The organism is Flavobacterium chungangensis (assembly GCF_042654045.1).
In the GTDB taxonomy this organism is placed as follows: Bacteria; Bacteroidota; Bacteroidia; order Flavobacteriales; family Flavobacteriaceae; genus Flavobacterium; species Flavobacterium chungangensis.
In genome coordinates, this window is the sequence record NZ_JBHSFY010000004.1 from 173,821 (window position 1) to 197,741 (window position 23,921).

Annotated in this window: 24 protein-coding genes; 9 read left to right on the forward strand and 15 right to left on the reverse strand. The window is 32.8% G+C overall.

All coding sequences use genetic code 11. The features are described from left to right. Window positions 1-100 precede the first annotated feature (100 nt). From ACFO3N_RS08080 to ACFO3N_RS08090, 3 genes are all read right to left on the reverse strand, one after another. The gene (locus tag ACFO3N_RS08080; protein WP_095929053.1) at window positions 101-1,183 is read right to left on the reverse strand and encodes an efflux RND transporter periplasmic adaptor subunit; all 1,083 of its coding nucleotides are present in this window, start codon (window positions 1,181-1,183) and stop codon (window positions 101-103) included. Window positions 1,184-1,360: 177 nt separating this feature from the next. Then, on the reverse strand, window positions 1,361-1,741 hold the full coding sequence (locus tag ACFO3N_RS08085) for a hypothetical protein (RefSeq protein ID WP_379796728.1): 381 nt from the start codon (window positions 1,739-1,741) through the stop codon (window positions 1,361-1,363). 191 nt (window positions 1,742-1,932) lie between these two features. After that, complete coding sequence (locus ACFO3N_RS08090) at window positions 1,933-2,337, reverse strand: GNAT family N-acetyltransferase (RefSeq protein ID WP_379796730.1); 405 nt, start codon at window positions 2,335-2,337, stop codon at window positions 1,933-1,935. A 175-nt stretch (window positions 2,338-2,512) separates the two neighbouring features. Here ACFO3N_RS08090 and ACFO3N_RS08095 point away from each other — a divergent pair, with 175 nt between their 5' ends. Next, on the forward strand, window positions 2,513-3,076 hold the full coding sequence (locus ACFO3N_RS08095; RefSeq protein WP_379796732.1) for a porin family protein: 564 nt from the start codon (window positions 2,513-2,515) through the stop codon (window positions 3,074-3,076). A gap of 48 nt (window positions 3,077-3,124) precedes the next feature. Here ACFO3N_RS08095 and ACFO3N_RS08100 read toward each other — a convergent pair whose 3' ends face one another. The 4 genes from ACFO3N_RS08100 to ACFO3N_RS08115 form a co-directional block, all read right to left on the reverse strand. Next, a complete protein-coding gene (locus ACFO3N_RS08100; RefSeq protein WP_379796734.1) occupies window positions 3,125-3,739 on the reverse strand; it encodes a hypothetical protein in 615 nt (204 codons plus the stop codon). A gap of 162 nt (window positions 3,740-3,901) precedes the next feature. Next, window positions 3,902-5,779 (reverse strand): M1 family metallopeptidase, encoded by a 1,878-nt coding sequence (locus ACFO3N_RS08105; protein ID WP_379796736.1) that lies wholly within the window; start codon window positions 5,777-5,779, stop codon window positions 3,902-3,904. Between the two features lie 270 nt (window positions 5,780-6,049). Further along, window positions 6,050-7,630 (reverse strand): NADP-dependent glyceraldehyde-3-phosphate dehydrogenase, encoded by a 1,581-nt coding sequence (locus ACFO3N_RS08110; RefSeq protein WP_379796738.1) that lies wholly within the window; start codon window positions 7,628-7,630, stop codon window positions 6,050-6,052. Between the two features lie 73 nt (window positions 7,631-7,703). After that, entirely contained in the window at window positions 7,704-8,015 is a 312-nt protein-coding gene (locus ACFO3N_RS08115) for a rhodanese-like domain-containing protein (protein WP_095929060.1), read from the reverse strand. A 375-nt stretch (window positions 8,016-8,390) separates the two neighbouring features. On the opposite strand from ACFO3N_RS08115, the gene ACFO3N_RS08120 reads away from it, so the two are divergent. Beyond that, window positions 8,391-9,026, forward strand: coding sequence for a Crp/Fnr family transcriptional regulator (locus tag ACFO3N_RS08120; protein WP_379796740.1), 636 nt, complete (start codon window positions 8,391-8,393; stop codon window positions 9,024-9,026). A gap of 173 nt (window positions 9,027-9,199) precedes the next feature. Then, window positions 9,200-9,985 (forward strand): sulfite exporter TauE/SafE family protein, encoded by a 786-nt coding sequence (locus ACFO3N_RS08125; protein WP_379796742.1) that lies wholly within the window; start codon window positions 9,200-9,202, stop codon window positions 9,983-9,985. 86 nt (window positions 9,986-10,071) lie between these two features. Here ACFO3N_RS08125 and ACFO3N_RS08130 read toward each other — a convergent pair whose 3' ends face one another. The 8 genes from ACFO3N_RS08130 to ACFO3N_RS08165 form a co-directional block, all read right to left on the reverse strand. Beyond that, window positions 10,072-10,458, reverse strand: coding sequence for a helix-turn-helix transcriptional regulator (locus ACFO3N_RS08130; protein WP_095929062.1), 387 nt, complete (start codon window positions 10,456-10,458; stop codon window positions 10,072-10,074). Window positions 10,459-10,697: 239 nt separating this feature from the next. Then, on the reverse strand, window positions 10,698-11,102 hold the full coding sequence (locus ACFO3N_RS08135) for a hypothetical protein (protein WP_379796744.1): 405 nt from the start codon (window positions 11,100-11,102) through the stop codon (window positions 10,698-10,700). A 301-nt stretch (window positions 11,103-11,403) separates the two neighbouring features. Continuing rightward, window positions 11,404-11,916 (reverse strand): hypothetical protein, encoded by a 513-nt coding sequence (locus ACFO3N_RS08140; protein ID WP_379796746.1) that lies wholly within the window; start codon window positions 11,914-11,916, stop codon window positions 11,404-11,406. Between the two features lie 91 nt (window positions 11,917-12,007). Beyond that, the gene (locus ACFO3N_RS08145) at window positions 12,008-12,424 is read right to left on the reverse strand and encodes a helix-turn-helix domain-containing protein (protein ID WP_379796748.1); all 417 of its coding nucleotides are present in this window, start codon (window positions 12,422-12,424) and stop codon (window positions 12,008-12,010) included. Window positions 12,425-12,549: 125 nt separating this feature from the next. After that, window positions 12,550-14,094 carry an NACHT domain-containing protein gene (locus ACFO3N_RS08150; RefSeq protein WP_379796750.1) on the reverse strand — a complete coding sequence of 515 codons (1,545 nt, stop codon included), beginning with the start codon at window positions 14,092-14,094 and terminating at the stop codon, window positions 12,550-12,552. A 92-nt stretch (window positions 14,095-14,186) separates the two neighbouring features. Continuing rightward, window positions 14,187-15,263 carry a cytochrome d ubiquinol oxidase subunit II gene (gene cydB / locus ACFO3N_RS08155; protein ID WP_379796752.1) on the reverse strand — a complete coding sequence of 359 codons (1,077 nt, stop codon included), beginning with the start codon at window positions 15,261-15,263 and terminating at the stop codon, window positions 14,187-14,189. A gap of 2 nt (window positions 15,264-15,265) precedes the next feature. Beyond that, entirely contained in the window at window positions 15,266-16,612 is a 1,347-nt protein-coding gene (locus ACFO3N_RS08160; protein ID WP_379796754.1) for a cytochrome ubiquinol oxidase subunit I, read from the reverse strand. A gap of 389 nt (window positions 16,613-17,001) precedes the next feature. After that, entirely contained in the window at window positions 17,002-17,592 is a 591-nt protein-coding gene (locus ACFO3N_RS08165; RefSeq protein ID WP_379796756.1) for an HD domain-containing protein, read from the reverse strand. Between the two features lie 205 nt (window positions 17,593-17,797). On the opposite strand from ACFO3N_RS08165, the gene ACFO3N_RS08170 reads away from it, so the two are divergent. The 6 genes from ACFO3N_RS08170 to ACFO3N_RS08195 all read left to right on the forward strand — a co-directional run bounded on the left by ACFO3N_RS08170 (window position 17,798) and on the right by ACFO3N_RS08195 (window position 23,902). Continuing rightward, window positions 17,798-19,210, forward strand: a complete 1,413-nt coding sequence (locus ACFO3N_RS08170) for an MBL fold metallo-hydrolase (RefSeq protein WP_379796758.1) — start codon at window positions 17,798-17,800, stop codon at window positions 19,208-19,210. 159 nt (window positions 19,211-19,369) lie between these two features. Continuing rightward, window positions 19,370-19,933 carry a YeeE/YedE family protein gene (locus ACFO3N_RS08175; protein ID WP_379797088.1) on the forward strand — a complete coding sequence of 188 codons (564 nt, stop codon included), beginning with the start codon at window positions 19,370-19,372 and terminating at the stop codon, window positions 19,931-19,933. A 10-nt stretch (window positions 19,934-19,943) separates the two neighbouring features. Continuing rightward, the gene (locus ACFO3N_RS08180) at window positions 19,944-20,420 is read left to right on the forward strand and encodes a DUF6691 family protein (protein WP_095929070.1); all 477 of its coding nucleotides are present in this window, start codon (window positions 19,944-19,946) and stop codon (window positions 20,418-20,420) included. Between the two features lie 510 nt (window positions 20,421-20,930). Further along, on the forward strand, window positions 20,931-22,508 hold the full coding sequence (locus ACFO3N_RS08185; protein WP_379796760.1) for a glycerol-3-phosphate dehydrogenase/oxidase: 1,578 nt from the start codon (window positions 20,931-20,933) through the stop codon (window positions 22,506-22,508). Between the two features lie 289 nt (window positions 22,509-22,797). Continuing rightward, window positions 22,798-23,256, forward strand: a complete 459-nt coding sequence (locus tag ACFO3N_RS08190) for a MarR family winged helix-turn-helix transcriptional regulator (RefSeq protein ID WP_095929073.1) — start codon at window positions 22,798-22,800, stop codon at window positions 23,254-23,256. 13 nt (window positions 23,257-23,269) lie between these two features. Further along, entirely contained in the window at window positions 23,270-23,902 is a 633-nt protein-coding gene (locus tag ACFO3N_RS08195) for an NAD(P)H-dependent oxidoreductase (protein ID WP_379796762.1), read from the forward strand. Window positions 23,903-23,921: the final 19 nt, after the last annotated feature.

Here is a 23,921-nt window from a genome sequence, read left to right on the forward strand (position 1 = left end):
TAAACTTATTGAAGTTTAAAATGTTTCAAGTTTCAGGTTTCAAGTTTCAGGTTCAGTATGCAACTTGAAACCTGAAACTTGAAACTATTAAAACAAAAAACTATTCTGCTTTTAAGCGTAAATGATTGATTACTTCTTTAGGAGATTCGTAATCGAATTTAATTTTGTCGTTTTCTTTTACTTTCTGAACACCTTCTAACAAGATCTTATCATTTTCTGTAAGACCGCTTTTGATTACATACAAATCAGGGATTTCGCCAGTAATAGTGATTTCTCTAGAACTTACTTTATTGTCTTTTCCAACTACAAAAACATATTTTTTATCTTGAATTTCGTAAGTCGCTTTTTGCGGAATCACAATAGCATTTTTAAGAGGAACATTCATTTGAACTTGTCCTGTTTCGCCATTTCTAAGTAATTTTCCAGAATTAGGGAATCTTGCTCTAAAAGCAATGTTTCCGGTTTCGTTGTTGAATTCACTTTCGATTACCTCAACATTTCCTTTTTCTTTAAAAATATCTCCGTTAGCCAAAACCAAATTCACTTTGTTATCTGCACGGTCTTTAATATTCGTTTCGTAACTAATGTATTCTGGCTCAGAAACATTGAAATAAGCAAACATCTGACTGTTATCTGAAAGACTTGTCAACAATTCTCCCTCGTCGATTAAACTTCCTAGTTTTAAAGGAATACGGTCGATCGTTCCGTCAAACGGAGCTCTAATTTCTGTGAATGATAAATGAAGTTTTGCCAGCGCAACCTCAGCTTTTGCAGATTGCAATTTTGCTTGAGCGACACTTAATTCGTTTTTAGAAACGATATTTTTATCTGCCAGTAATTTTGAATTTTGCAATTCAATTTCTACAGATTTTTGTTCTGACTGTGCTTTTAATAATTCTGCCTGATACATATTTGGCATAATTTTAAACAACAGCTGTCCTTTTTTTACAAACTGTCCTTCGTCAACATATATATTTTGTAAAAACCCTTTTTCTTGGGCACGAAGTTCGATATTACGAACCGATTTTATTTGTGAAACGTATTCTTTTGTAAATGAAGTATCAATTCTTACTGGATTAGTAACGGTGAATTTTTCTACTTCTTCTTTTTCTTCTTTTTTAGATGTACAGCTCGTTAAGCACACCAAGGCCATTAAGCCTGTGAACACAATGATTTTTTTCATGATTTAGTTTGGAAATTAAGCGATTGAATGCTTTGGAATGAAAATTCCTTTTGGATGTTAAAATGCATCAGTCAGCCTTAGCCCAGACCTTAACTTTATATAAGCAGAAGTAGAAAAAATATACAACAGCAAGATACGCAGAGATCAAAACTCAGGTAACCGATGTATACTTTAAAATCAAATTCTTAATACTCGTTGAGTAATATAGATAGGATTTGAATGCCCGAATATAGGCGTAGAAATTTTTAAACGATTGGAATCATTCGCTGCAGACTGATCTGAAAGTGCCAGATACAAAGCGTCTACCAAACTATACGAAGCAGTAAAATATTTGTTCGTAAGTAAATCAACATCTTCACCTCCAACAAGATCTTCTTCCAAATCAATATCTGTAGCTTCTTCAATTGTTGAAGTCCCGCGATCTTGATTAGTAAACTTAACTCTATGTTTTTGTAGGTGATGGTGAGTATGAGCGCCAAAAGTATTTGCATTCAAATATTGGCCTCCGCCAAACAGAAGCATATTCATGAATACTAAAAATACTATTAACTTTCTCATTTCGGTGCGAAAGTAATAAAAGAATTAAAACAAAAAAAGAATTTTTAACAAGGTTTAACAGTTCCATAAAATGAAAACGTTTTCGGTAACTTTTTAGATGAAGATTAGATGAAGAAAAGTATCATCCGTTTTAAAAAACGCAATATAAACAACTACAAAACAAATATTTATACAAACAAAAAAATTACTTTTTATAGTTTAATTCCCATTATTGTAAATTCCTGACCAGCTTTGACAAATGTTTTATGAGTATCTATAAGTCCCATCTTTTCATAAAAAGACTTTTTGTTGCTTCGGGCATTACACCAAACTTTTTGCAAATCCTTAGTTTTTGCAAATTCTAAAATATATTTTAAGAGATAAGAAGCAATACCTCTTCCTTGATATTCTTCTAAAGTAGCCAGCTTTCTAAACTGCATTTCTTTTCCTTCAATAAAACAGGAAACTATAGAAACTAATTTATCTTCTTCAAAAACTCCAAAATGAACTCCTAAATTATCTTCTTCGAGCTGTACAAACTCAAAAGGCTGGTCTGGCCACATTACTTCGTGTCTTATTGGCCAAGTATCACTTGCGTTTATTTTTTTAACTTCCATTTGAATTTATTTAAGCGTCTCAAAATTAATTCATTTTGATTTAATCGAAAAAAGCAAACCAGAAATATCGATCTAATTAATTATCAAAACTTTACAGAAAAATAAATCAGACAAATCATTCAATTCTAATGTATTATGATTATTTTTATAGTACCAAAATCAAATAAATTCCGTCATGAGAAAATTCCTTTTAACAGCATTTTTATGTATTTGTGCCAATGGATTTGCACAATTAATACAAATCGGGCCGCAGTTTTCTACAAGCATTACTTCTGTCAATGCCAAAAATTTCAGTTCCGATCATACGAATACAGGAATTGGATTTGCCGCATTTGGCCGATTAAACCTTGCACTTTTTTATGCTCAGGGCGAGTTTGGATATGGTCAAACTAATTTTAGCGTATACCAAAACGGTGTTGGAGAAACCGAATTTAAACTATCAGGAACAGATGCTTCATTAATTGCAGGACTTAAAATTATTCCGCTTGGAAAACTCGGAAATGTGAGGCTTTTTGTGGGATACAACTGGAAAAATTATTCAGACATAAGCACCAGCAATAATCTCAATTCTATAGCTATAGAAAAAAATAATCATAGCATTCTTGGAGGTGTGGGAGTCGATGTCTGGAGACTAACTTTTGATGTTAGATATCTTGCTGGACTTAGTGATATAGATGCCTCTAGCAGTGAAATTAAAACTGGAGTTACCAATCTCTCCATTGGATTTAAATTTCTATAAAACTCATAAAAAAAGGGAATCGATTGATTCCCTTTTTTTATATATCATTTACATTTTAACGTAATAATTTTCCTCATTATCACTTTGTATCTTTTTTATTCCCTCTTCTGTTTTAACAGCTACATTAACAACATGCAATACATCTGACTTTTCGTTAAGACTACAGTTCCAAACTGTTCCATCAGAAAGAATAATTTCTGAAAATAATGAGACCGTGCTTTTTGCATCATTATAAACTAAATTTTCAGTTCTGAGAAGTTTCTTTACTTTTGTTTTTTTGTCAACCTCGTAAAACAAGATCTCATTTTCTTTAATTTCGACCACTTCGTCAAAAGTAGATTGACTGGCAGTAACTGTTGTTGCCGCAGACCAAACTGGCTGACTTCCTGTTCTTTTCCAAGTCCCAATTGCTTGACTTAGAATTTCTTTTCTTAAAAGTTCGCGTAAGGTGTCTACCTTTTTAATAGCTTCTTTTCCTATTTCATTTTCAGGTTTAATCTTTGCTACTAAAGAAAATAAATCAATAGCTTTTACAAAATCGGCTTTTTTGTAGTAAGAATTAGCCAATTCATATTTGTTTTTTTGAAATGCAGTCTTTTGATCGTTCTGCGCAAAAAACTGGAGACTGCTTAGCAAAGCAATCAGAACAAAAGTATTCTTCATTAGATTTGGTGGTATTTTTAGTATTTGGCAAACGTAATATTTTTCCCAGAAATATTTATGCTGTTTTTCTGCAACTTGAATATTTTTAATTATTTTAAACAAAAAGCGTCACTTTGCTAAAACAAAGTGACGCTTTAATTTATTTAGTTAAATTTAATTCAATTATTTAACATTTAAAACATTGCTCTCTGGTGTTGCATCCATAAATATTCCACCATCAATCTCAATTTTTTCGATTTTTTTTGCGCTTTTCAAAATTATTCTAGCTGTTTTTTGATTTTTCTCCCAAATCGCTGGCGTTTGATGCAAATTTGTTTTTGACTTATCTGCGTAAGTAATAATAACATCAAAAGGAATTGCAAAACCTCCAATATTTTCTATTGTTATGGTTTTCTTATCGGCAGAAAGACCTTTTATGGCAATATCTATGTAATTGTTAGTAAAGAACCAATTATTAAAAAACCAATTCAAATTCTTTCCTGTTGCTGTATTAAATGAATTAAAATAATCCCACGGAATAGGATGTTTTCCGTTCCAAGTATCCATATAAAAATGAAGCGCTTTTTTGAACATTTCATCTCCTAACATATCTTTTAGAGCCAAATAAGAAAGAGAAGCTTTACCATAAGAATTATTTCCATAACCTGCACCAGAAACCTGTGTAGACATTGTTATAATGGGCTGATCTTCTTCTGAAGATCGATCGTTTATATAATGTTTCACTCTAAATTCTTTATAAAACTTATCGGCAGCTTCTTTACCATGTTCAGCAATTCCGATTAAATATTCAAAAGTAGTTGCCCAACCTTCGTCCATAAAGGCATAACGCGTTTCATTGATTCCCATGTAAAAAGGAAAATAAGTGTGCGCTACTTCGTGATCTTGTACTAACTGTGCAAAAATAGGATCTCCCATTTCAGAATCATTACACATCATTGGATATTCCATATCGGCAAAACCTTGGAAAGCCGTCATTTTAGAAAACGGATACGGAACTCCTGGCCAATTGTTAGAAAACCAATCTAAAGCATATTGATTGTTTTTTACCGAATTTACAAAATCGGTTCCCTTAACATTATAAGCCGCCTGAACGCTTGCTCGACGATTTGTTTTCTTATCGACTACAACACTGCTAGCATCCCATAAATAATGATCACTTAAACCAAAACAAACATCTGTAATGTTTTTAGCTTCAAATTTCCAGACATTCCAATCGTATTGTTTTGTTACGATTCCGCTTTTCATTTCCTGCTCGTTTGCAATGTGCAGAATTTCATCTGTTGTGTATGATTTTTTTAAGCGTGAAGCAAATTCAGGTTGCAAAACCTCATCTGGATTTAATAAATCTCCAGTTGCATACACCACGTAGTTTTTTGGTGCTTTTACAGAAAAAACATAATCGTTGAAATCATTGTAAAATTCTTGGCGATCTGTATGCGGTAATCTATCCCATCCATTGTAATCGTCAAAAACTGAAACGCGAGGATAACTGTACGCTACAAAAAATGTCGTTTCGTCAATCTGGCCTTCTCTACCGCTTTCTTTGGACAAAGGATAATTCCATTGAATATTTATAGTGGTCTTTGAATTGGGTAAAATTGGTTTTTGCAATTTTACATTTCCAACAGTTCCCCAGTTTTTAGCATCTTCTTTATACACTTCATTTTCTACTTTCAATGAAGTAATCGTTAATCCGTCGCTTAAAAAATCGTTGCTTACTTCACTTCCTCTTGGAGAAGAAGGCTTGTGAAGGTTGTTTACAAAACGAATAACTAAGTTTCTTAAAGTATCCTTGCTATTGTTTTCGTAAATAATGGTTTCAGTTCCGCTGACCAATCTCGTTTTCGGATCAACTGAAATTTCCATATTATATTTTCCACGGTTCTGCCAATAGTTTGCGCCTGGTTTTCCGTCTTTAGAACGTGTTCCGTTTTCATAGGCTTTTTTTATATTTCGAGGCATGTAAAGCTCTTGAGCAATAGTATCTTGGGCAAAAAGAACGAATGCTATTAATGCAAATTGCAAAAATCTCTTTTTCATAAATAATTCTTAGGTCTTTAAATTGTTTGATATATAAGACTGCTGTTTTAAAACAATGTTACAAATTTAATTATTAATTGTTAATGTGAATAGTAAAAGGTAAATAGTGAAATGTGAGATGTAGAAAAACTTTATTTTATATTTTACATCAAACTTTTACAAAAAAACTTAGAATCTTAGCATCTCAGAAACTTAGCATCTTTAAAAAGAAAAACCGTCTATCACCAAAAGGAATAGACGGCATCTACAATTAATATATAACCTTGATGACTACAAAATATAATCGGTGTTAATAAAATTCGATTCTTTGCTGTTAAGCAATTCCTGCAGAATCTCATTATTATAATCGATATCTTTTGAAGCTACAAACGTACGAATTGAGAAAGAACGCAAAGCATCTGGAATACTCAAAGTTCCTACGGCAGAATCTTTTCTTCCTGTAAAAGGGAAAGCATCTGGCCCTCTTTGGCAAGAACTGTTGAGGTTTACTCTACAAACTAAGTTAACTAAAGCATCAATTAGCGGCGCAAGAGTTTTTATATCTTTACCAAATAAACTTACCTGCTGCCCGTAGTTTGATTCTGCCATATCTTTCAATGGTTCTTTAATATCTTTGAAAGAAAGTACAGGAACAACTGGCCCAAACTGTTCTTCGTGATATACACGCATTTCTTTGTTTACTGGATATAAAACTGCTGGAAAAATATAGTTATCAGTATGTTTTCCTCCTTTTTCATTAATGACTTTAGCTCCTTTATGAAGAGCATCATCAATTAAACCTTGAATATATTTTGGTTTGTCGGTTTCTGGTAGCGGTGTTAAAGCAACTCCCTTTTCCCACGGATTTCCAAAAAGCAAACTGTCTACTTTTTCAGAAAAACGTTTATTGAATTCTTCAGCAATCGATTCGTGAACATACAACACTTTCAAAGCAGTACAACGTTGTCCGTTAAAAGACAAACTTCCCGTAATACATTCCTGAATAGCCAAATCTAAATCGGCATCTGGAAGAATAATCGCTGGATTTTTAGCTTCTAAACCTAAAATTAAACGCAGTCTATTTTTGTTCGGATGCTGATCTTGTAAAGCAATCGCTGATTTACTGTTTCCAATTAAGGCTAAAACATCAATTTTTCCAGATTTCATAATCGGAGACGCCACTTCGCGTCCTCTTCCGTAAACAATATTGATTACTCCTTTAGGAAAACTGCTTCTGAATGCTTCTAATAATGGCGAAATACATAAAACACCATGTTTAGCTGGTTTAAAGATTACCGTATTCCCCATAATCAAGGCAGGAATCAACAAGGAGAAAGTTTCGTTTAAAGGATAATTGTAAGGTCCAAGACATAGTACAACTCCAAGAGGTCCACGGCGAATCATGGCGTTAACACCTTGCACTTTTTCAAAGTGCGAACTGCGTCCATTTAATTCTTTATAGCTGGCAATAGTATCGTAAATATATTCTACTGTTCTGTCAAATTCTTTTTGCGAATCTCCTAATGACTTTCCAATTTCCCACATTAAGTATTTCACTACTTCTTCACGGGTTTCTTTCATTTGTTTCACAAATTTTTCCATGCATTTAATACGATCAACTACTTTCATAGTCGGCCATAAGCCTTGTCCCATATCGTATGCATTGGTAGCAGCTTCGACAACTTCCGCTGCTTCTTTTTCTCCCATAAAAGGAATAGATCCTAATAAAGTCGGCGAATACTTTTCTGTTGAAGAAATAGTAGAAAACACAGGTGTGGTTTGCCCTGTCCATTGTTTCAATTCTCCATTTACAAGATAGGTATCTTGATTTATCAGACTATTAATCTGATATTCTTCTGGTATAAAACTCATAATTTGGTTTTTAATGGTCTGGTAATTTTATTTTCAAAAGAAAAAAGAGGCTTTTTTATTGCCTCTTCTTCTTTTATGGTTGTACTGTTTCACCTTCCCAATCTAGGATTCCTCCAAGCAGATTGTAGGCGTTTTCGATACCCAACTCGTTCATAATCTGGCATGCTTTTGCGCTTCTAGCGCCAGAACGACAGTATACGTAATAGTTTTTATTTTTGTCTAATTCTTCGATTTCATAGATAAATGCCTGCCCTTTATTGATATCAATATTTAGAGCATTCTCAATGTAGCCGTCATTAAATTCGTCTTCAGTTCTTACATCAAGTATAACTGCATTTTCGTCAGCCTCTAACTGAGCAACCCAATCTTCTTGTGATAAATTCATAATAAAATGTGTTTTTGTAAAATTACGACGTTTCTCTATATAAAAAACGTACCAAATGCGATTTCGATTATTATTCTCAGAAAACGTTTTAGAGAAAGTATTATAATCAGTGAATTACAAATTTAGTTACTATTTTTAAAAATTCAGCCTACAAAATCGATAGAAAATAGGATTTTTTCATTTACATAAAATTAATCTTAAATCTAGTTTTATGATAATTTATCCGAGCTCAAACTATTATCTTTGCAAACAAATACATTTTTTAATTCGATTTTAACAAAAAGCAAGTTAAGATAATTTATATCTTTTAGTTGGAGTCAAGTCGAAAAAAATGAGCATCTCGACTTCGCTCGATGTGACAAAATATTATACAACATGCAGCATTCCCTAAAAACCATCTTTCCTAATTTCTCCAACGAACTTGTTGCCACAATCGAAGAAAACGGAAGCCTTCAAGATTTTGAAGCCGGAACCATTTTAATGCGTACCGGTCAGTATATTAAAAATACAGTTTTGATAACTAAAGGTAAAATCAAAATCTATCGCGAAGGTGAAGACGGCGGAGAGTTTTTAATGTACTACTTGCAACCTGGACAAGCTTGTGCGATATCAATGATTTGTACAGCAAAAAGCGAAAAAAGCCAGATTATGGCAAAAGTGGTTGAGGATGTTACTGTTATGATGATTCCGTTGCAATTAATGGACAAATGGATGATGGAACATAGAAGCTGGTACGAATTTGTAATTGAAACCTACCGAAGCCGTTTTGAAGAAGTTCTCGAAGTGGTAGACAATATCGCTTTCCGTTCTATGGATGAAAGATTAGAATTCTACTTAAAAAGACATTCTGATGCCTGTGGGTGTTCTGAGGTAAATTTATCACATCAGGAAATCGCAACCGAATTAAATACTTCACGCGAAGTTGTTTCCAGATTACTCAAAAAAATGGAGCAACGCGGTCTGGTCAAACTCAACCGAAACCAGATTGAATTGCTAAATTTTAACCATTAAGATATTAAGTTAATTAAGTTGGATCGCTTAATATTACTTAACCTTTAAAAGTTTCATTAAGAAAGCATAGCTTAATTTCCTTAATATCTTAATGGTAAAATTATTTTAGGTCTGTGATAAATGTTACTGTAAGATTCTAAATTCCGAGGCAACTTTGCATTAAAACAAATGCAATGGAATATTTAGGATTTTTTGCCTCAATCATAATCGGAATTTCGCTTGGCTTAATTGGCGGTGGAGGTTCTATTCTTACTATTCCTATTTTAGTTTATTTATTTAGAGTAAATCCCGATCAAGCCACTTCTTATTCTTTATTTATTGTGGGATTAACCGCTTTATTTGGAAGTTACAGCCATTATAAAATGGGAAACCTAAAATTGAAATCGGCTTTGTATTTTGCTGTTCCCTCAGTTATTTCCATTTTAATAATTCGTGAAGTCATATTTCCGCAAATTGCATCGACTTTGTTTTCTGTTGCTTCCTATACTGTTTCAAAAGATTTTCTAATTATGATCATCTTTTCTATACTAATGATTACAGCCGCCATTTCTATGATTAAAAAAAATCAGTCCGAAATTAAATCAACAGATACTAATTATTCGCAACTGAGTTTTATAGGCTTTTTGGTCGGCATCGTAACCGGATTTCTAGGTGCAGGCGGCGGATTCTTAATTATTCCTGCCTTGCTTTTCTTCGCCAATCTACCCATGAAACAAGCCGTAGGAACCTCATTATTAATCATCACTATTAATTCGTCAATAGGTTTTGCTGGCGATCTATACATTGGCACGCCAATAAATTACACTTTCTTATTAAGCGTTTCTGCAATGGCTTTAATCGGAATGTTTATTGGAAGCCAGCTTTCTAAAAAAATGGACGGCGCGAAATTAAAACCTCTTTTTGGTTGGTTTGTGCTCGTGATGGGATTTTATATCATTGCCAAAGAAGTTTTATTCTAAAAAGAATTTCAACGTTTTATTTAGTTTCACTTGTAGAGTAATCTTTGTCAAAGTTTTAAACTTTGACAAAGATGAAACTAAAACCTTCAGATTTCTCCAAATTTATCTTTATATCTTTCAAGCTCGATTTCAGTTCTCGAAAGCAGTTTTTCAAGCAATTGAATTTTATCTTCATAAAGCTCCTTCAAAACCGAAGAATTATCGGCATTAATCAAAATACTGCCGTTATTGTTTCCTGTAATTTTGTTGTAATTATTAAAGTATTTATCATAATCAAAACTAATTATATCCTCTACGCTTACATCCAAAATTCTTCCTATTTCAACCAATTTTTCGTAACTCAAAGAAGTCTTTCCTTTTTCAATTTTACTATAACCAGCTTGGGTTACGCCTAATCTTTCTGCCATGTATTCCTGAGTATAATTTTTTAACTCTCTAATATTTTTGATTTTACTTTTAATTGTTGTGGCCATATTATTTCTGATTTGTGGTCATGTATAGTCAAAACAGCCAGCCGTTAGAATGTAACGGCAAGACTATACTATTATTTTTATTGGGAAATTATAAAACTACTTCATAACTAAAGACTTATGTCGCAGCGTTTTGTTAATTTTTTCTTTGTGTAATGATAAAATAACCGTACATCAAAGCTGCCATTATGAAAAATGCAATCATAACGGGAAATACTGAATATAAACATCTCTGATTTTTTTTAAGCAGTTCTTTTTATACTTCTTTCAAACTGAAGATCTAAGTAAAAATCGATCTGCTTGCCAACCAATATGCGGTCTTTGGTGGCAATTTTAGTTCTTATTTTGTTCTGGTAAATATCTTTTACAAAAACAAAATAGGCAAATTCGGCCTTGTTCCCGAATCTCATAGCTAAAATAAACGAATAGCACAAAATTGCAGGAATAATGTAATACAAGTCCATTAAGTTGGAAAATAGCATGCAATAATATGTTGCAGCGGTTACGGCCAAAAAAGCACCGTTTTCAAGAAAATATTTTTTCTTTTTTTTAAGCAGTCCAATTTCTTTAATTTCATCAAAGTGATACTGCCAATTCTTAGATTTGTAACGAAATCTAACCTTGTCGGAAAAAACTGTTAAAGGCATAATAATTTAGTAGGTAAAAATAGATTTAAGCTTCTAGTGAAAAATCAATTTCTAAAAATTCTTAGGGGGAAAAAATTCTTAGATACGCAATATTAAGCATTAACACTTTTTTTTTCTTACAATTAACATTATAGAATATAACTATCGGTTGTAATTAAATCTTTCGTAAAAGTTATCTTATACTTTATTTACAAAAAAAAATCTCAAGTAAGAAGATTCTTTTGGGCGTTGCCTCCGGCCGGGCTATCCGCTATATCTTTTTGTTTTTAAAGAAAAAACAAAAAGGATACCGCTCCTATCCCTAACGCAGTATAGGGTCAAATGATTTTTTAGGTACTACAGATTTTAATTGCAGAATAGTATTCACAACATTGATAAGTCCTATTGAAGCTTTACCTGTTTCCATTTGAAAGTCATATTTTTTTCCATTAATATCAATTATGTTAAAAATTGATAATTGTGGCTCATCTATTTTTCCTTTAAAATTTCCATAAACAAGATCTCCAATTTCTTCAAAACGAATTGACAATATCACTTCATCATTTTTCTTTTCAATTATTCGACGAGTTGTGATAAGTGTCTTTACATTCAAACTATTAACTTGAAAAATAGGAAGTTCATTTTCTTCAAGATTAAATTCAATTGATTTATTGCCAATATGCACAGAAGAATAAATCCATTCTTCCGGATTCATTACTTTTCTATAAATAGATGCACAAACAATATTCTTAATTGATTTATCTGTTTTCATTTTTGAATTGCCTCCAGCTTTAGCTGGAGGTAAACAAATGTATACAAAAAAGGCTTTAGCCAAACCCCGAAAGTTTGGCTAAAGCCCAATTCAAATTCAAACAAAAAACCTCCAGTTAAAACTGGAGGCAATTCATTTCTTTCTTTATGTTTATCTATTGCTTTTTCAGCAGTTTTTCTAAATATTCTACTTTTTCTTTTTCAGCCTTAACTAATTCTTTTTCAGCTTCAACTAAACGCTCATAAAGTTCAACCATTTTATCTAGAGGATTAAAAGTAAAAATAGGTCCAGATGCACCTTGACCATTACTTGCGCTATTATCATAAAAATTATTAAAGAAATTGAAGACAGATTCTTCTGAAAAATTTTCAATAGCTTCTACGGTCACACCAAGTGCTTTTGCTATTTTTAAAAGCCTTTCCTGATCTAATGTTTCGCTCGATTCAATATTTGAAACCCATTGCTGACTTACACCAATCGCAATTGCCAAAGCTTCTTGCTTCATTCCTTTTAGCTCTCTAATTCGGCTTATGTTTCTTCCTATATGTTTTGGTTTTGCTGTTGTGCTCATAATTCAAAGATATTTAAATTTCTTGAGAAAATTCTGTTTTGCAAATACAAGTGTGAAATTTTGACAAAGATAAAAACCAAAAAATCATTTCTAAAAATAAAAGGATTTCTATATTACTCCATTTATTAAACCTTCTCAGTAAAAGGAAAAAATTTACTCTTTTTAGTAAGAATTTCTTCTTGAACATCAATTATTCTATATGTTTTTCCATCTAACCACTCTACTTCAGTTTTAGAATGTTTAAGTTGCATTAATTCTTCAAATTTCAAATTACTCATAACATTATTTCCACTGTGAAAAGAAATAAATCTTTCATCATTAAAATGAAAACTACTCTTGAAATTAATCTGCATTTCATCATAGAACTTTAAAGCTTGGTCAAAAAGAGATAAATCATAATCGATATGGTAAACTTGAGACTTATCAACAAATCTATTTCTATAGCAATTATACGCTAATAAATATTCGAATATTGATTTATGCGAAAATTTATAATTCCCTTTAGAATCTCTGTTAAGCAAAGACCTACTTTTCATTTCCAATAAATCTAAATTGATATTAAACTCAATTGCCAACCTTTTCATCTCTTCATTTGATATAAATAATCCATTCTTTTCAAAATTCTCATAAATAGTATTAGCGACATGAATAGAAAAATAAAATAAATCATTCTGAAAATCGAATTTATTAGATGTTTGATATTTATTAGATTCACGTTCAATCCACTTTATTATCAAAAGTTCATAAATTTCACAACTTAATTTTACTTTTTTCGAACTCTTCATCACATCTTCAATATAAGATAGCAACATTGGCCTTACCATCAAATCATCTGTATAATTAATGATTTCTTTTGCTTCTCTAATCTTTGAAAAACTTAAAATTCCAAATTTTTTATTCAAATATTTCTTTATATCCTTCTCATCAAAAGGAGAAACGTACAATTTTTTTATTACTTGATATCCATTACCATTTGTATTAAATTTTCTTATTTTTAGTTCATATGGTTCATCATTCTCAGAAGAGAAAAAATGCGTTCTACAAGAAATTATTACAATTCTAAAATCTTTTGCAATAGTTGTTAATTTTTCAACTAATTCATTTGCACTAAAATTTAATATTGGTGATTCATCAAGACCATCTAAAAGTAATATGGTATTTTTTCTATCTTCAAGGCTAATATTGTTTAGATGCAACTCTATTGAATCCAGATTTTCACCAAGAGGCAAAAGCTTAATCCTTGTCTTTTTAAAAATAGAATTCAAATAAGTATTATAAGAATAAAACAAATTTAACATAAACGTTGTTTTCCCCATTCCGGAGTCTCCTAAAACAATATAAAAATTGGTTTCATTTTCTTTTAATTTAAAAACTTTTTTAATGAAGAAATTAAGCATATCTTCTTTTGTAACAAAAGCATAAGAACTTCTAAAATTAATTTCATTTGCCGGATCAATATTCTGACATTTAGTTCTTATGAAAAACTTTCTAGAATTTTTCAAAATGGAATTATCATAAAAAGGAAATAAATCTTTCTCATTTTTACATTTTTCAAAGTATTTATAAAATAATTTTGCCAGATAAACTAGCATACCAAATATACCAAACAAGGTAATATCTGAAAGCTCATCACCAATTTTAGTCTGTAACCACTCAAAAAAAACATCCATTTTCTAAACTCTAATTTTTATTTCCTTATTTCCAGTTTTTTTTTATTCTCAACTATGTTAAAATCAATCTCAAAAATAACAAATATTCATCATCAATGTTCTCCATACCCAATATCATCCATTTTCCCGCTGAAAACGCGATATTGAATAATAAAATAAATAATTACGAGAAACAAAGCGATAAAAAACCAGCTCAAACCAGCGTTTAATCCGTATTCATGAGCTGCAGTATTATAAATCGTTAAAGATGGATTTACTTTATTGGTCGAAGGCAAAACATTCGGAAAAATCGAAACCGCTGTAGACGCAAATCCGCCAACTAAAAATAAGGTCGAAAAAATAAATCCTTGACCGTCTTTTTTGAAAGAACGAACTTTGAATAATCCCGCAATTCCAACAAAAGTCATTAAAGGAAAAAACCAAAGAATCGGATTTTCAATAAAATTATGAAATGGTTTTGGTTCGATAAAATGCCAGATTCCTAAAGAAATAAAGACCAAAATCAGCAAAACAAAGTTCAGTTTAAAAACTACATTTTTCAATTTAGGATTTAGCGCCGAATTCGTTTTGTAAATAATCCAATTTGCACCGTGAATCGTTAAGGCCACAACACTCACAATTCCTAAGAAAAGCGTAAACCAGTCAATAATTCCCAATTCATTTGCTTGCGGACTAAAAGTTGGATTCCACAAAGGCAAAAAGAAATAATGCGCTTCCTGCGTAGAAACTCCATTTTGAACCATTCCGAGATTAACGCCTCGAACAATATTTCCTAAAGCAATTCCGAAAAACAAAGCCAAAAGCAAACTCGCAATTCCGAAAGCTTTATCCCAAATGCTTTCCCACATGTGATTATGAATCTGTCCACGCATTTCTAATCCGATGGCACGAAAAATCAAAAGCCATAAAATCATAATCAGAGGAAGATAAAATCCGCTAAAAGAAGAAGCATATAAAGTTGGAAAAGCAAAAAACAAAACCCCTCCTGCCGCAATTAGCCAAACTTCATTGGCATCCCAAAACGGACCAATGGCGTTGGTAATTGCCTTTTTATCTTTTTCTGTATCGGCAAAAAATAAGTGAATAATTCCTGCACCAAAATCATAGCCATCTAAAACCAGATAAACAGCCAAAATTCCCATTAAAACTACGTACCAAAAAAATTCCATACTTATATTTTTTCTGATGAAAGGTCCACATTGTGAGGGCCTTTATTAATAATTTTTCCAACTAAAAGTAAAAAAAGCATTCCCAATAAAAGGTATAAACCAATAAAACCAAGCAATGTAAACAAGGTATTTCCAGAAGAAACTGTTGGTGAAGCTCCAGCGGCGGTTCGCAATAAATTATAAACCAACCAAGGCTGCCTTCCTAATTCTGCCGTGTACCAGCCTGTTGTATTGGCAATGTACGGAAACGGCATCATGAACATTAAAGACCATAAAATCCATTTGGTTTCAAACAATTTCCCTCTCACTAATTGGAAAAGCGAAAGCACCATTAATCCGATAAACACAGTTCCAAGTCCAACCATGATGTGGTATGCATAATACAAACCAGAAATATTAGTTGGATGCAAATCTTCTTCAAACTGATCTAATCCTTTTATTTCCTGATCCCAATTTCCATAAGTTAAGAAACTCAAAATATTAGGAACGGCGATTTTGTTGTCCAATTTTTTGTCTTTCACATCGGGCTGACCGATTAAAACAATTTCGGAACCTTTTTTCTCGGTGTGAAAAATTCCTTCCATAGCCGCAAAAGTTACCGGTTGATATTTTACTACATTTTTAGCCAATAAATCTCCTGTTGGAACAGCCACAATTACACTCGAAATCAATCCGAAAATAACACCTGTTTTTAAGAACAATTTCCCGAAAGAAACATTTTTATTACTTAAAATATAAAAAGCTCCAATTCCAGCTACAACAAAAGAACTGGTTACCAAAGAAGCGGCTTGATTGTGTAAATAAGAAGGCCAAAGCCAAGGATTTAAGAATAAGGCTTGAAAATTATTCAGAACAAATTTTCCGTTTTCTAAGATTTCGTAACCCACAGGATTCTGCATCCAAGAATGTGTCGCAATAATTAAGTAACCGCTCGCCCACGAACCAATCATGATTAATAATCCCGTTACAAAATGCCATTTATGTCCGAGCAGTTTTTCTCCAAATAAAAATAATCCGAGGAAAGAAGATTCAAGAAAGAAAGAAAACATTCCTTCCATTGCCAATGTCTGCCCGATAATTCCTCCTGTTAATTCGGAGAATTTAGCCCAGTTGGTTCCAAACTGAAACTCCATCGGAATTCCCGTTACAACGCCCATTGCAAAATTGAGAGCGAAGATTTTCATCCAGAAATGGGTGGCGTGATTGTATTGTTCGTCTTTAGTTTTTAAGTATTTCCACTTGAAGTACACAATGATCAAAGAAAGACCCATTGTAAGTTGCGGAAAAAGATAATGAAAAGTAATCGTGAAGGCAAATTGCATTCGATCATAAAAGAGCATTTCTTCCATAATGGTATTTGTTTATGAAGTTCCACAAATTTAACCATTAGAACCCGAATTAACGTCCTTTAAAAAAAGTTTATCGCCCGATATTTGTTAAACTTTTCAACAATTTAAAGGGTAGAAATGACACTTGTTCTTTTTTACAGTTACGTACTATTTGTCATTTCGACCGAAGGGAGAAATCACACTCGTAGCTCTCCAAAGATTGGTGATATTCTTTGCGGAATCCCCGTGTGTGATTTCTCCCTTCGGTCGAAATGACAAGATTGCGTTTAGATTTACGTGATAAAACATAACCCGTGGTTTCAACCACGGGAACACAATGATATTCGATACGTTTCCTGCGGTTGAAACCGCAGGCTATGTTTGATTTTGATTACATGGGTTATGTTTTATTATTTCTCCAAAATCCCTTTTTCAACGCTCTCATTAATCAAACCTTCAGCGTAATTCCATAAAGATGCTGAACCATTTTTAATGACGCTTTTCTTCTCATAAACTTTATCGTATTTCACTCCAAACTCTTTCCATGTTCCACCATTATTTGACGTGTTTTGCAAAAGAGGTTCTAGTCTGTCCATAGATCTTGCAAATTTGGCTTCGTTGGTTTCTCCCGCTTCAAATTCTTCCCAGATTGCAATAAATTCTTCCGCTTGATTTTTAGGCAATAAACCAAAAATTCTATTGGCCGCTAATCTTTCTTCGTCTGTATTATCATGATTCTTGACTGTGTCGTACATAAAAACATCTCCAGCGTCAATTTCGACAATATCGTGTATCAAAACCATTTTAACGACTTTCAAAACATCAATAGGTTCATTGGAATGTTCTGCCAAAACAATTGCCATTAACGCCAAATGCCAGCTGTGTTCGGCATCATTTTCACATCTGTCGCTATTGAATAATTTTGTCTTGCGCTGAATGTATTTTACTTTATCAATTTCTTTTATAAAAGCAATTTGATCCAATAAGTGTTGTGTGTTCATTTTATTTTTTGTTTTGAAATGACATTCGTCATATGCAAAATTAAAGCTTAAAGCGTAATTGCTCAACTTTAAATTTAATTTATCTCAACCGAATATGACAAACGCCACATTTTTTTACACAAAAACCTAATTTCTGTAACATTAGTCACCTATTTTTTTAAAAAACAAAGTTACCTTTGTAACCCATCATTTTATAATACCTATCATGAAAATAGAACAAATTTACACCGGATGCCTTGCTCAAGGTGCATATTATATCACTTCAAATGGCGAAGCGGCCATTATTGATCCGCTTAGAGAAATTCAGCCTTATCTGGATCGTTTAGAGCGTGATGGCGTTAAACTGAAATATATTTTTGAAACGCATTTTCACGCCGATTTCGTTTCAGGTCACGTTGATTTAAGCAAAGAAACCGGAGCTCCAATCGTTTACGGTCCAAATGCTGCTTGCGAATTTGATTGCATTTCTGCGAAAGACGGTCAGGAATTCAAAATCGGAAAAATTACAATTAAGGCACTACATACTCCAGGTCATACCATGGAAAGTACTACTTTTTTACTGATTGATGAAAACGGAAAAGATCACGCTATTTTTTCTGGTGATACTTTATTTATCGGAGATGTTGGCCGTCCTGATTTGGCTCAAAAAGCAGCTGGAATGACACAAGATCAATTGGCTGGAATTTTATATCATTCGTTAAGAGATAAAATCATGACTTTGGCTGATGATGTAATTGTGTATCCTGCGCACGGTGCGGGAAGCGCTTGCGGAAAAAACATGAGCAAAGAAACGGTTTCAACAATCGGAAATCAAAAAGCAACCAATTATGCTTTGCGGGCCAATATGACCGAAGAAGAATTCATCAAAGAAGTAACGGACGGATTATTGCCTCCTCCAGCCTATTTTAGCATGAATGTTGCCATGAATAAACAAGGTTACGAAAGCTTTGAAACGGTTTTACACAACGGAATGAAAGCGATAAATGTAAAAGAATTTGAAGCAGTTGCTGAAGAAACTGGCGCTTTAATTCTAGACACAAGAAGCGCAGCAGATTTCAGTAAAGGATTTATTCCGCAATCTATCAATATCGGAATCAATGGTGATTTTGCGCCGTGGGTTGGAACTTTAATTGCCGATGTAAAACAGCCTATTATTCTGGTTACTGCGGCTGGCATGGAAGAAGAAACTGTAACGCGTTTAAGCCGTGTTGGTTTTGATACAATTATTGGGCATTTGGAAGGCGGTTTTGAAGCTTGGCAAAATGCAGGTTTCGAGATTGATACTGTTAACAGAATTACTGCTGAGCAATTTGCAAATGAGTTTAAATTTGGCGAAGATAAAGTCGTAGATATCCGCAAAGAAACAGAATACGCAGCAGAACATATTGATGACGCTTACAGTAAACCTTTAGCTTACATCAATGATTGGGTAAAAGATATTAACCCAAATGAGCATTTTTATTTACATTGCGCTGGAGGCTACAGGAGTATGATTGCAGCTTCTATCCTTCAAGCAAGAGGTTTCAGAAATTTCTCTGAAGTTGAAGGCGGTTTTGGAGCGATTTCTAAAACAAATATCCCAAAATCAGATTTTGTTTGTCAAAGCAAAACACTATAAAGTGTAATTTTTTCACCATTAAGATATTAAGTTAATTAAGTTTTTGAGCTTAATGAAACTTTTCAAAGAAGGCTAAGAAAAATTAAGCATTCCAACTTAATTAACTTAATATCTTAATGGTTAAAATAAAAAAAATCTAAATTTTAAAAGTAAATGAGTATACTTGAAATCATTAAAGAACCATGGCCTTGGTATATTGCTGGCCCGCTAATTGGATTAACAGTTCCAATTTTATTAATTATTGGAAACAAATCTTTCGGGATTAGTTCTTCATTGCGTCATATTTGCGCTGCTTGTATTCCTGCAAATATTTCGTTTTTTAAATACGACTGGAAAAAAGAAAGCTGGAATTTATTCTTCGTTCTGGGAATATTTTTCGGTGGTTTTATTGCGGCTCACTTTTTATCAAATCCAAATCCTGTAGAAATTGCTCCTGAATTATCGGATAAATTAGCGACTTACGGAATTACAGACCACAGTGGTTTAGTTCCGTCGCAATTATTTTCTTGGGAAAGTCTATTAACGCTTCGCGGATTTATCATGATTGTGGTTGGCGGATTTTTAGTAGGTTTCGGAACACGTTACGCTGGCGGATGCACAAGCGGACACGCGATTATGGGATTATCAAACTTACAATGGCCATCATTGGTAGCAACAATCTGTTTTATGATTGGCGGTTTTGTAATGGCACTTTTGATTTTACCTTATATTCTTTCACTTTAAAATTTCAAAAATGAGTTTAGAAAATAAAAATATAGACGGCGAAGGAATCAACGCAAGTCAGAAAAAAGAAACTGCATTTGCAAACCTAAAATATTTAATCGTTGGAATCTTTTTCGGAATTGTATTCGTAAAAGCAGAAATCATCAGTTGGTTTCGTATTCAGGAAATGTTCAATCTGGAATCGTTTCATATGTATGGCGTAATTGGATGCGCTGTTGCTGTTGGATTAATTTCAGTACAATTGATTAAAAAATTCAATATCAAAACTCTTGATGGCGAAAAAATCGAAATCCAGCCAAAGACTTTCAACAAAGGACAAATCTATGGCGGATTATTATTCGGTTTCGGATGGGCAATTACTGGAGCTTGTCCTGGTCCTCTTTTCGCTCAAATTGGCACGGGTGCAACTGTAATTGTTGTGACTTTAGTAAGTGCAATTGCGGGAACTTGGGTTTATGGTTTGATTAAGGATAAACTGCCACATTAAAAATTTGTTTCAGGTTTAATTTGTTTCAAGTTTCAGGTTGATTTAACCGCAAAGTACACAAAGATATACGCAAAGTTCGCAAAGTTTTATTTACAAAGCTTTGCGAACTTTGCGCTTTATAAAATTCTTGTTCCTAAAAAAACCTTGCGCACTTTGCGGTTAGATATGTTCGATGTTAATCAACTTGAAACCTGAAACTTGAAACAAAGAAAAACCAGAAACCTTTTCTTTATCAATTTTTATTATTCACAAAGCACACTAAAATATACGCAAAGTTCGCAAAGTTTTATTTACAAAGCTTTGCGAACTTTGCGCTTTATAAAAGTCTTGTTCCTAAAAAAACCTTGCGCACTTTGCGGTTAGATATGTTCAATGTTAATCAACTTGAAACCTGAAACCTGAAACAAAACCAAACAAACCAAAAACTTTTTCTTCATCAATTTTTAATTTCATTTCGTTAAGTTTGCTTTCAACAACATTTCCCTAAAAATAAACTTTTAAAGCCAAAACATGAATCGTTCCGAACAATTAGCCAAACTAAAAAATACTGAAAAATGGGACGTAATAATTATAGGAGGTGGAGCAAGCGGACTCGGAACCGCAATTGATGCAGCAAGTCGTGGTTACAAAACCATTTTATTTGAAGCTGTAGATTTTGCAAAAGGAACTTCTAGCAGAAGCACCAAATTGGTTCATGGCGGGGTACGATATTTGGCGCAAGGCGATGTTAATTTGGTTAGAGAAGCATTAAAAGAAAGAGGATTACTGGCGCAAAATGCAAATCATTTAGTTAAAAATCAATCCTTTGTTATTCCAAATTATCATTGGCTTAGTGGTTATTTTTATACCATCGGATTGAAGATTTACGATTTATTGTCTGGTTGCCTGAGTCTAGGAAGTTCTAAATATCTTTCGAAAAAGAGAACTATTGAAATGCTTCCAAACGTAGAAGAAAATGGATTGGTGAATGGTGTTATATATCATGATGGCCAATTTGATGATTCTCGCTTAGCGATTAACCTAGCTCAAACGGCTGTAGAAAACGGAGCTTGTGTTTTGAATTATGTAAAAGTAGTCAATTTGCTAAAAGACGACAAAAACCAAGTTATTGGTGTTCAAATTCAAGATCAGGAAAGCGGAATTAAACAGGATATAAAAGGTACTGCCGTAATTAACGCGACAGGTGTTTTTACAAATGCGATCATGAAAATGAATGATAACGTTTATAAAAAATATATTGTTCCTAGTCAGGGAATACATTTAGTATTTGACAAATCTTTTTTGCCTGGAGATCATGCCTTAATGATTCCAAAAACAAAAGACGGAAGAGTTTTATTTGCTGTTCCATGGCATAATCGTGTTGTAGTTGGTACGACCGATACTTTGATTAAAAAACAAAGCTTAGAGCCCATTGCTTTAGAAAGCGAAATTCAATTTGTTCTCGAAACCGCTCAACGTTTTCTAACCAAGAAACCCACAAGAGCAGATGTTCTTTCTGTTTTTGCAGGATTGCGCCCATTGGCTGCTCCCAAAGAAGAAGGTAAAAGCACCAAAGAAGTTTCTAGAAGTCATAAAATTATAGTTTCAGAAACGGGGCTAATTACTATTACTGGAGGAAAATGGACAACATACAGAAAAATTGCTGAAGATATTATGGATAAAGCAATCAAAACTGGAAAATTATCTCCTAAGGAATGTCAGACAGAACATCTTCCCATTCATGGAAATAAATCTACAAATTCTTTAGATAGAGAAAATCACCTTTATATATATGGTTCTGATATTCCTAAAATAATTGAATTACAAGAAAGCGAGCCAGCATTAAAAGAAAAACTGCATCCTGATCACGAATTTACGATGGCAGAAGTTGTTTGGGCTATTCGTTATGAAATGGCAAGAACTATAGATGATATTTTAGCGAGAAGAGTTCGTTTATTGTTCTTAGATGCAAGAGCTGCTATTGAAGTTTCTGAGAAAACAGCAAGACTAATAGCTAAAGAATTAAAACATGATGAAGCTTGGATCAACACAGAAATTGCCAATTTCAGACAAATTGCAAACGGTTTTCTTCTCTCGGAATTCCAATAAATGGTAAATTCAGTCTATCTTCAATAACTTTTGTTTTAAAATCTTCTTACAAAAAGGCATTTAAAAAATAATATAAATCAAAAATGCTTCTTGATTTTAAAAAATAATTAATTCACAATATATCAGATCGTTATATTAAAAAATTACATTAATTTTAGTATCGAAAAACTATTCTTTTAGTTCTTACTAGAAGCGCACTTAAACACATTAACAAATAATTAACACAACATTTGTATATACAACTATTAAAAGTTATACATTTGTATATACAAATTATACACTTACGACTATGACAATTGAAGAGGTTATTAAGAGTACGGTTAAGATGGATAATGCGAAAAAAGTTATTCTGAATATCATGTACACGCAAAATGTGATTCAGGATCATTTCAACGAGTTGATCAAACCGTATGATTTATCTGGAGAACAGTATAATGTGTTGCGTATATTAAGAGGACAAAAAGGGAAACCTGCTAATATGTGCGTGATACAAGAACGAATGCTTGCTAAAACAAGCAACACAACACGTTTGGTAGACAAATTATTATTAAAGGATTTTGTAACTCGAAATGTCTGTCCAGATAATCGAAGAAAAATTGAAGTTTCGATTACAGAAAAAGGATTAGATGTTTTAAAAGAATTAGATCCGAAAGTAGATGAGCACGAACAAACGTTTGCTAACAATTTACAACCCGAAGAATTAGTTTTCTTAAATCAATTATTAGAAAAATATAGAACCAACAAATAAAATAATAAAAACTATGAGCAATTTCTTAGAAAATCAAAATTGGAGATACGCAGTCAAACAATATGATGCTTCAAAAAAGATATCAGATGCTGATTTAAATACATTAAAAGAAGCAGTAAGATTAAGTGCTTCTTCATACGGATTACAACCTTATAAAGTAGTTATTGTTGAAAATCCAGAATTAAGAGAAAAATTAAAAGGAGCAGCTTGGGGACAAACTCAAATTACAGATGCTTCTCACCTATTCATTTTTGCAAATGATTTAAGCCTTGACGGAGGTTCTGTTGATAAATACATCAACAATATAAGCGAAGTAAGAGGCGTTCCTACTGAAGCTTTAGGCGGATTTAGCGACATGATGAAAGGCGTAATTTCAAATTTATCTGAAGACGCAAAACACATCTGGACGGCAAAACAAACTTATTTAGCTTTAGGAAACTTATTAAATGCAGCTGCCGAATTAAAAATTGATGCTACTCCAATGGAAGGCTTCAGCGCAGCTTCTTTCAACGAAATTTTAGGTTTTGACAAATTAGGTCTAAATGCTTCTGTAATTGCAACTGTAGGTTACAGACATGATGAGGACAAATCTCAACACCAGAAAAAAGTTAGAAAATCACACGAAGAATTATTTATCACTCTATAATTATTTATTAATCAAATTC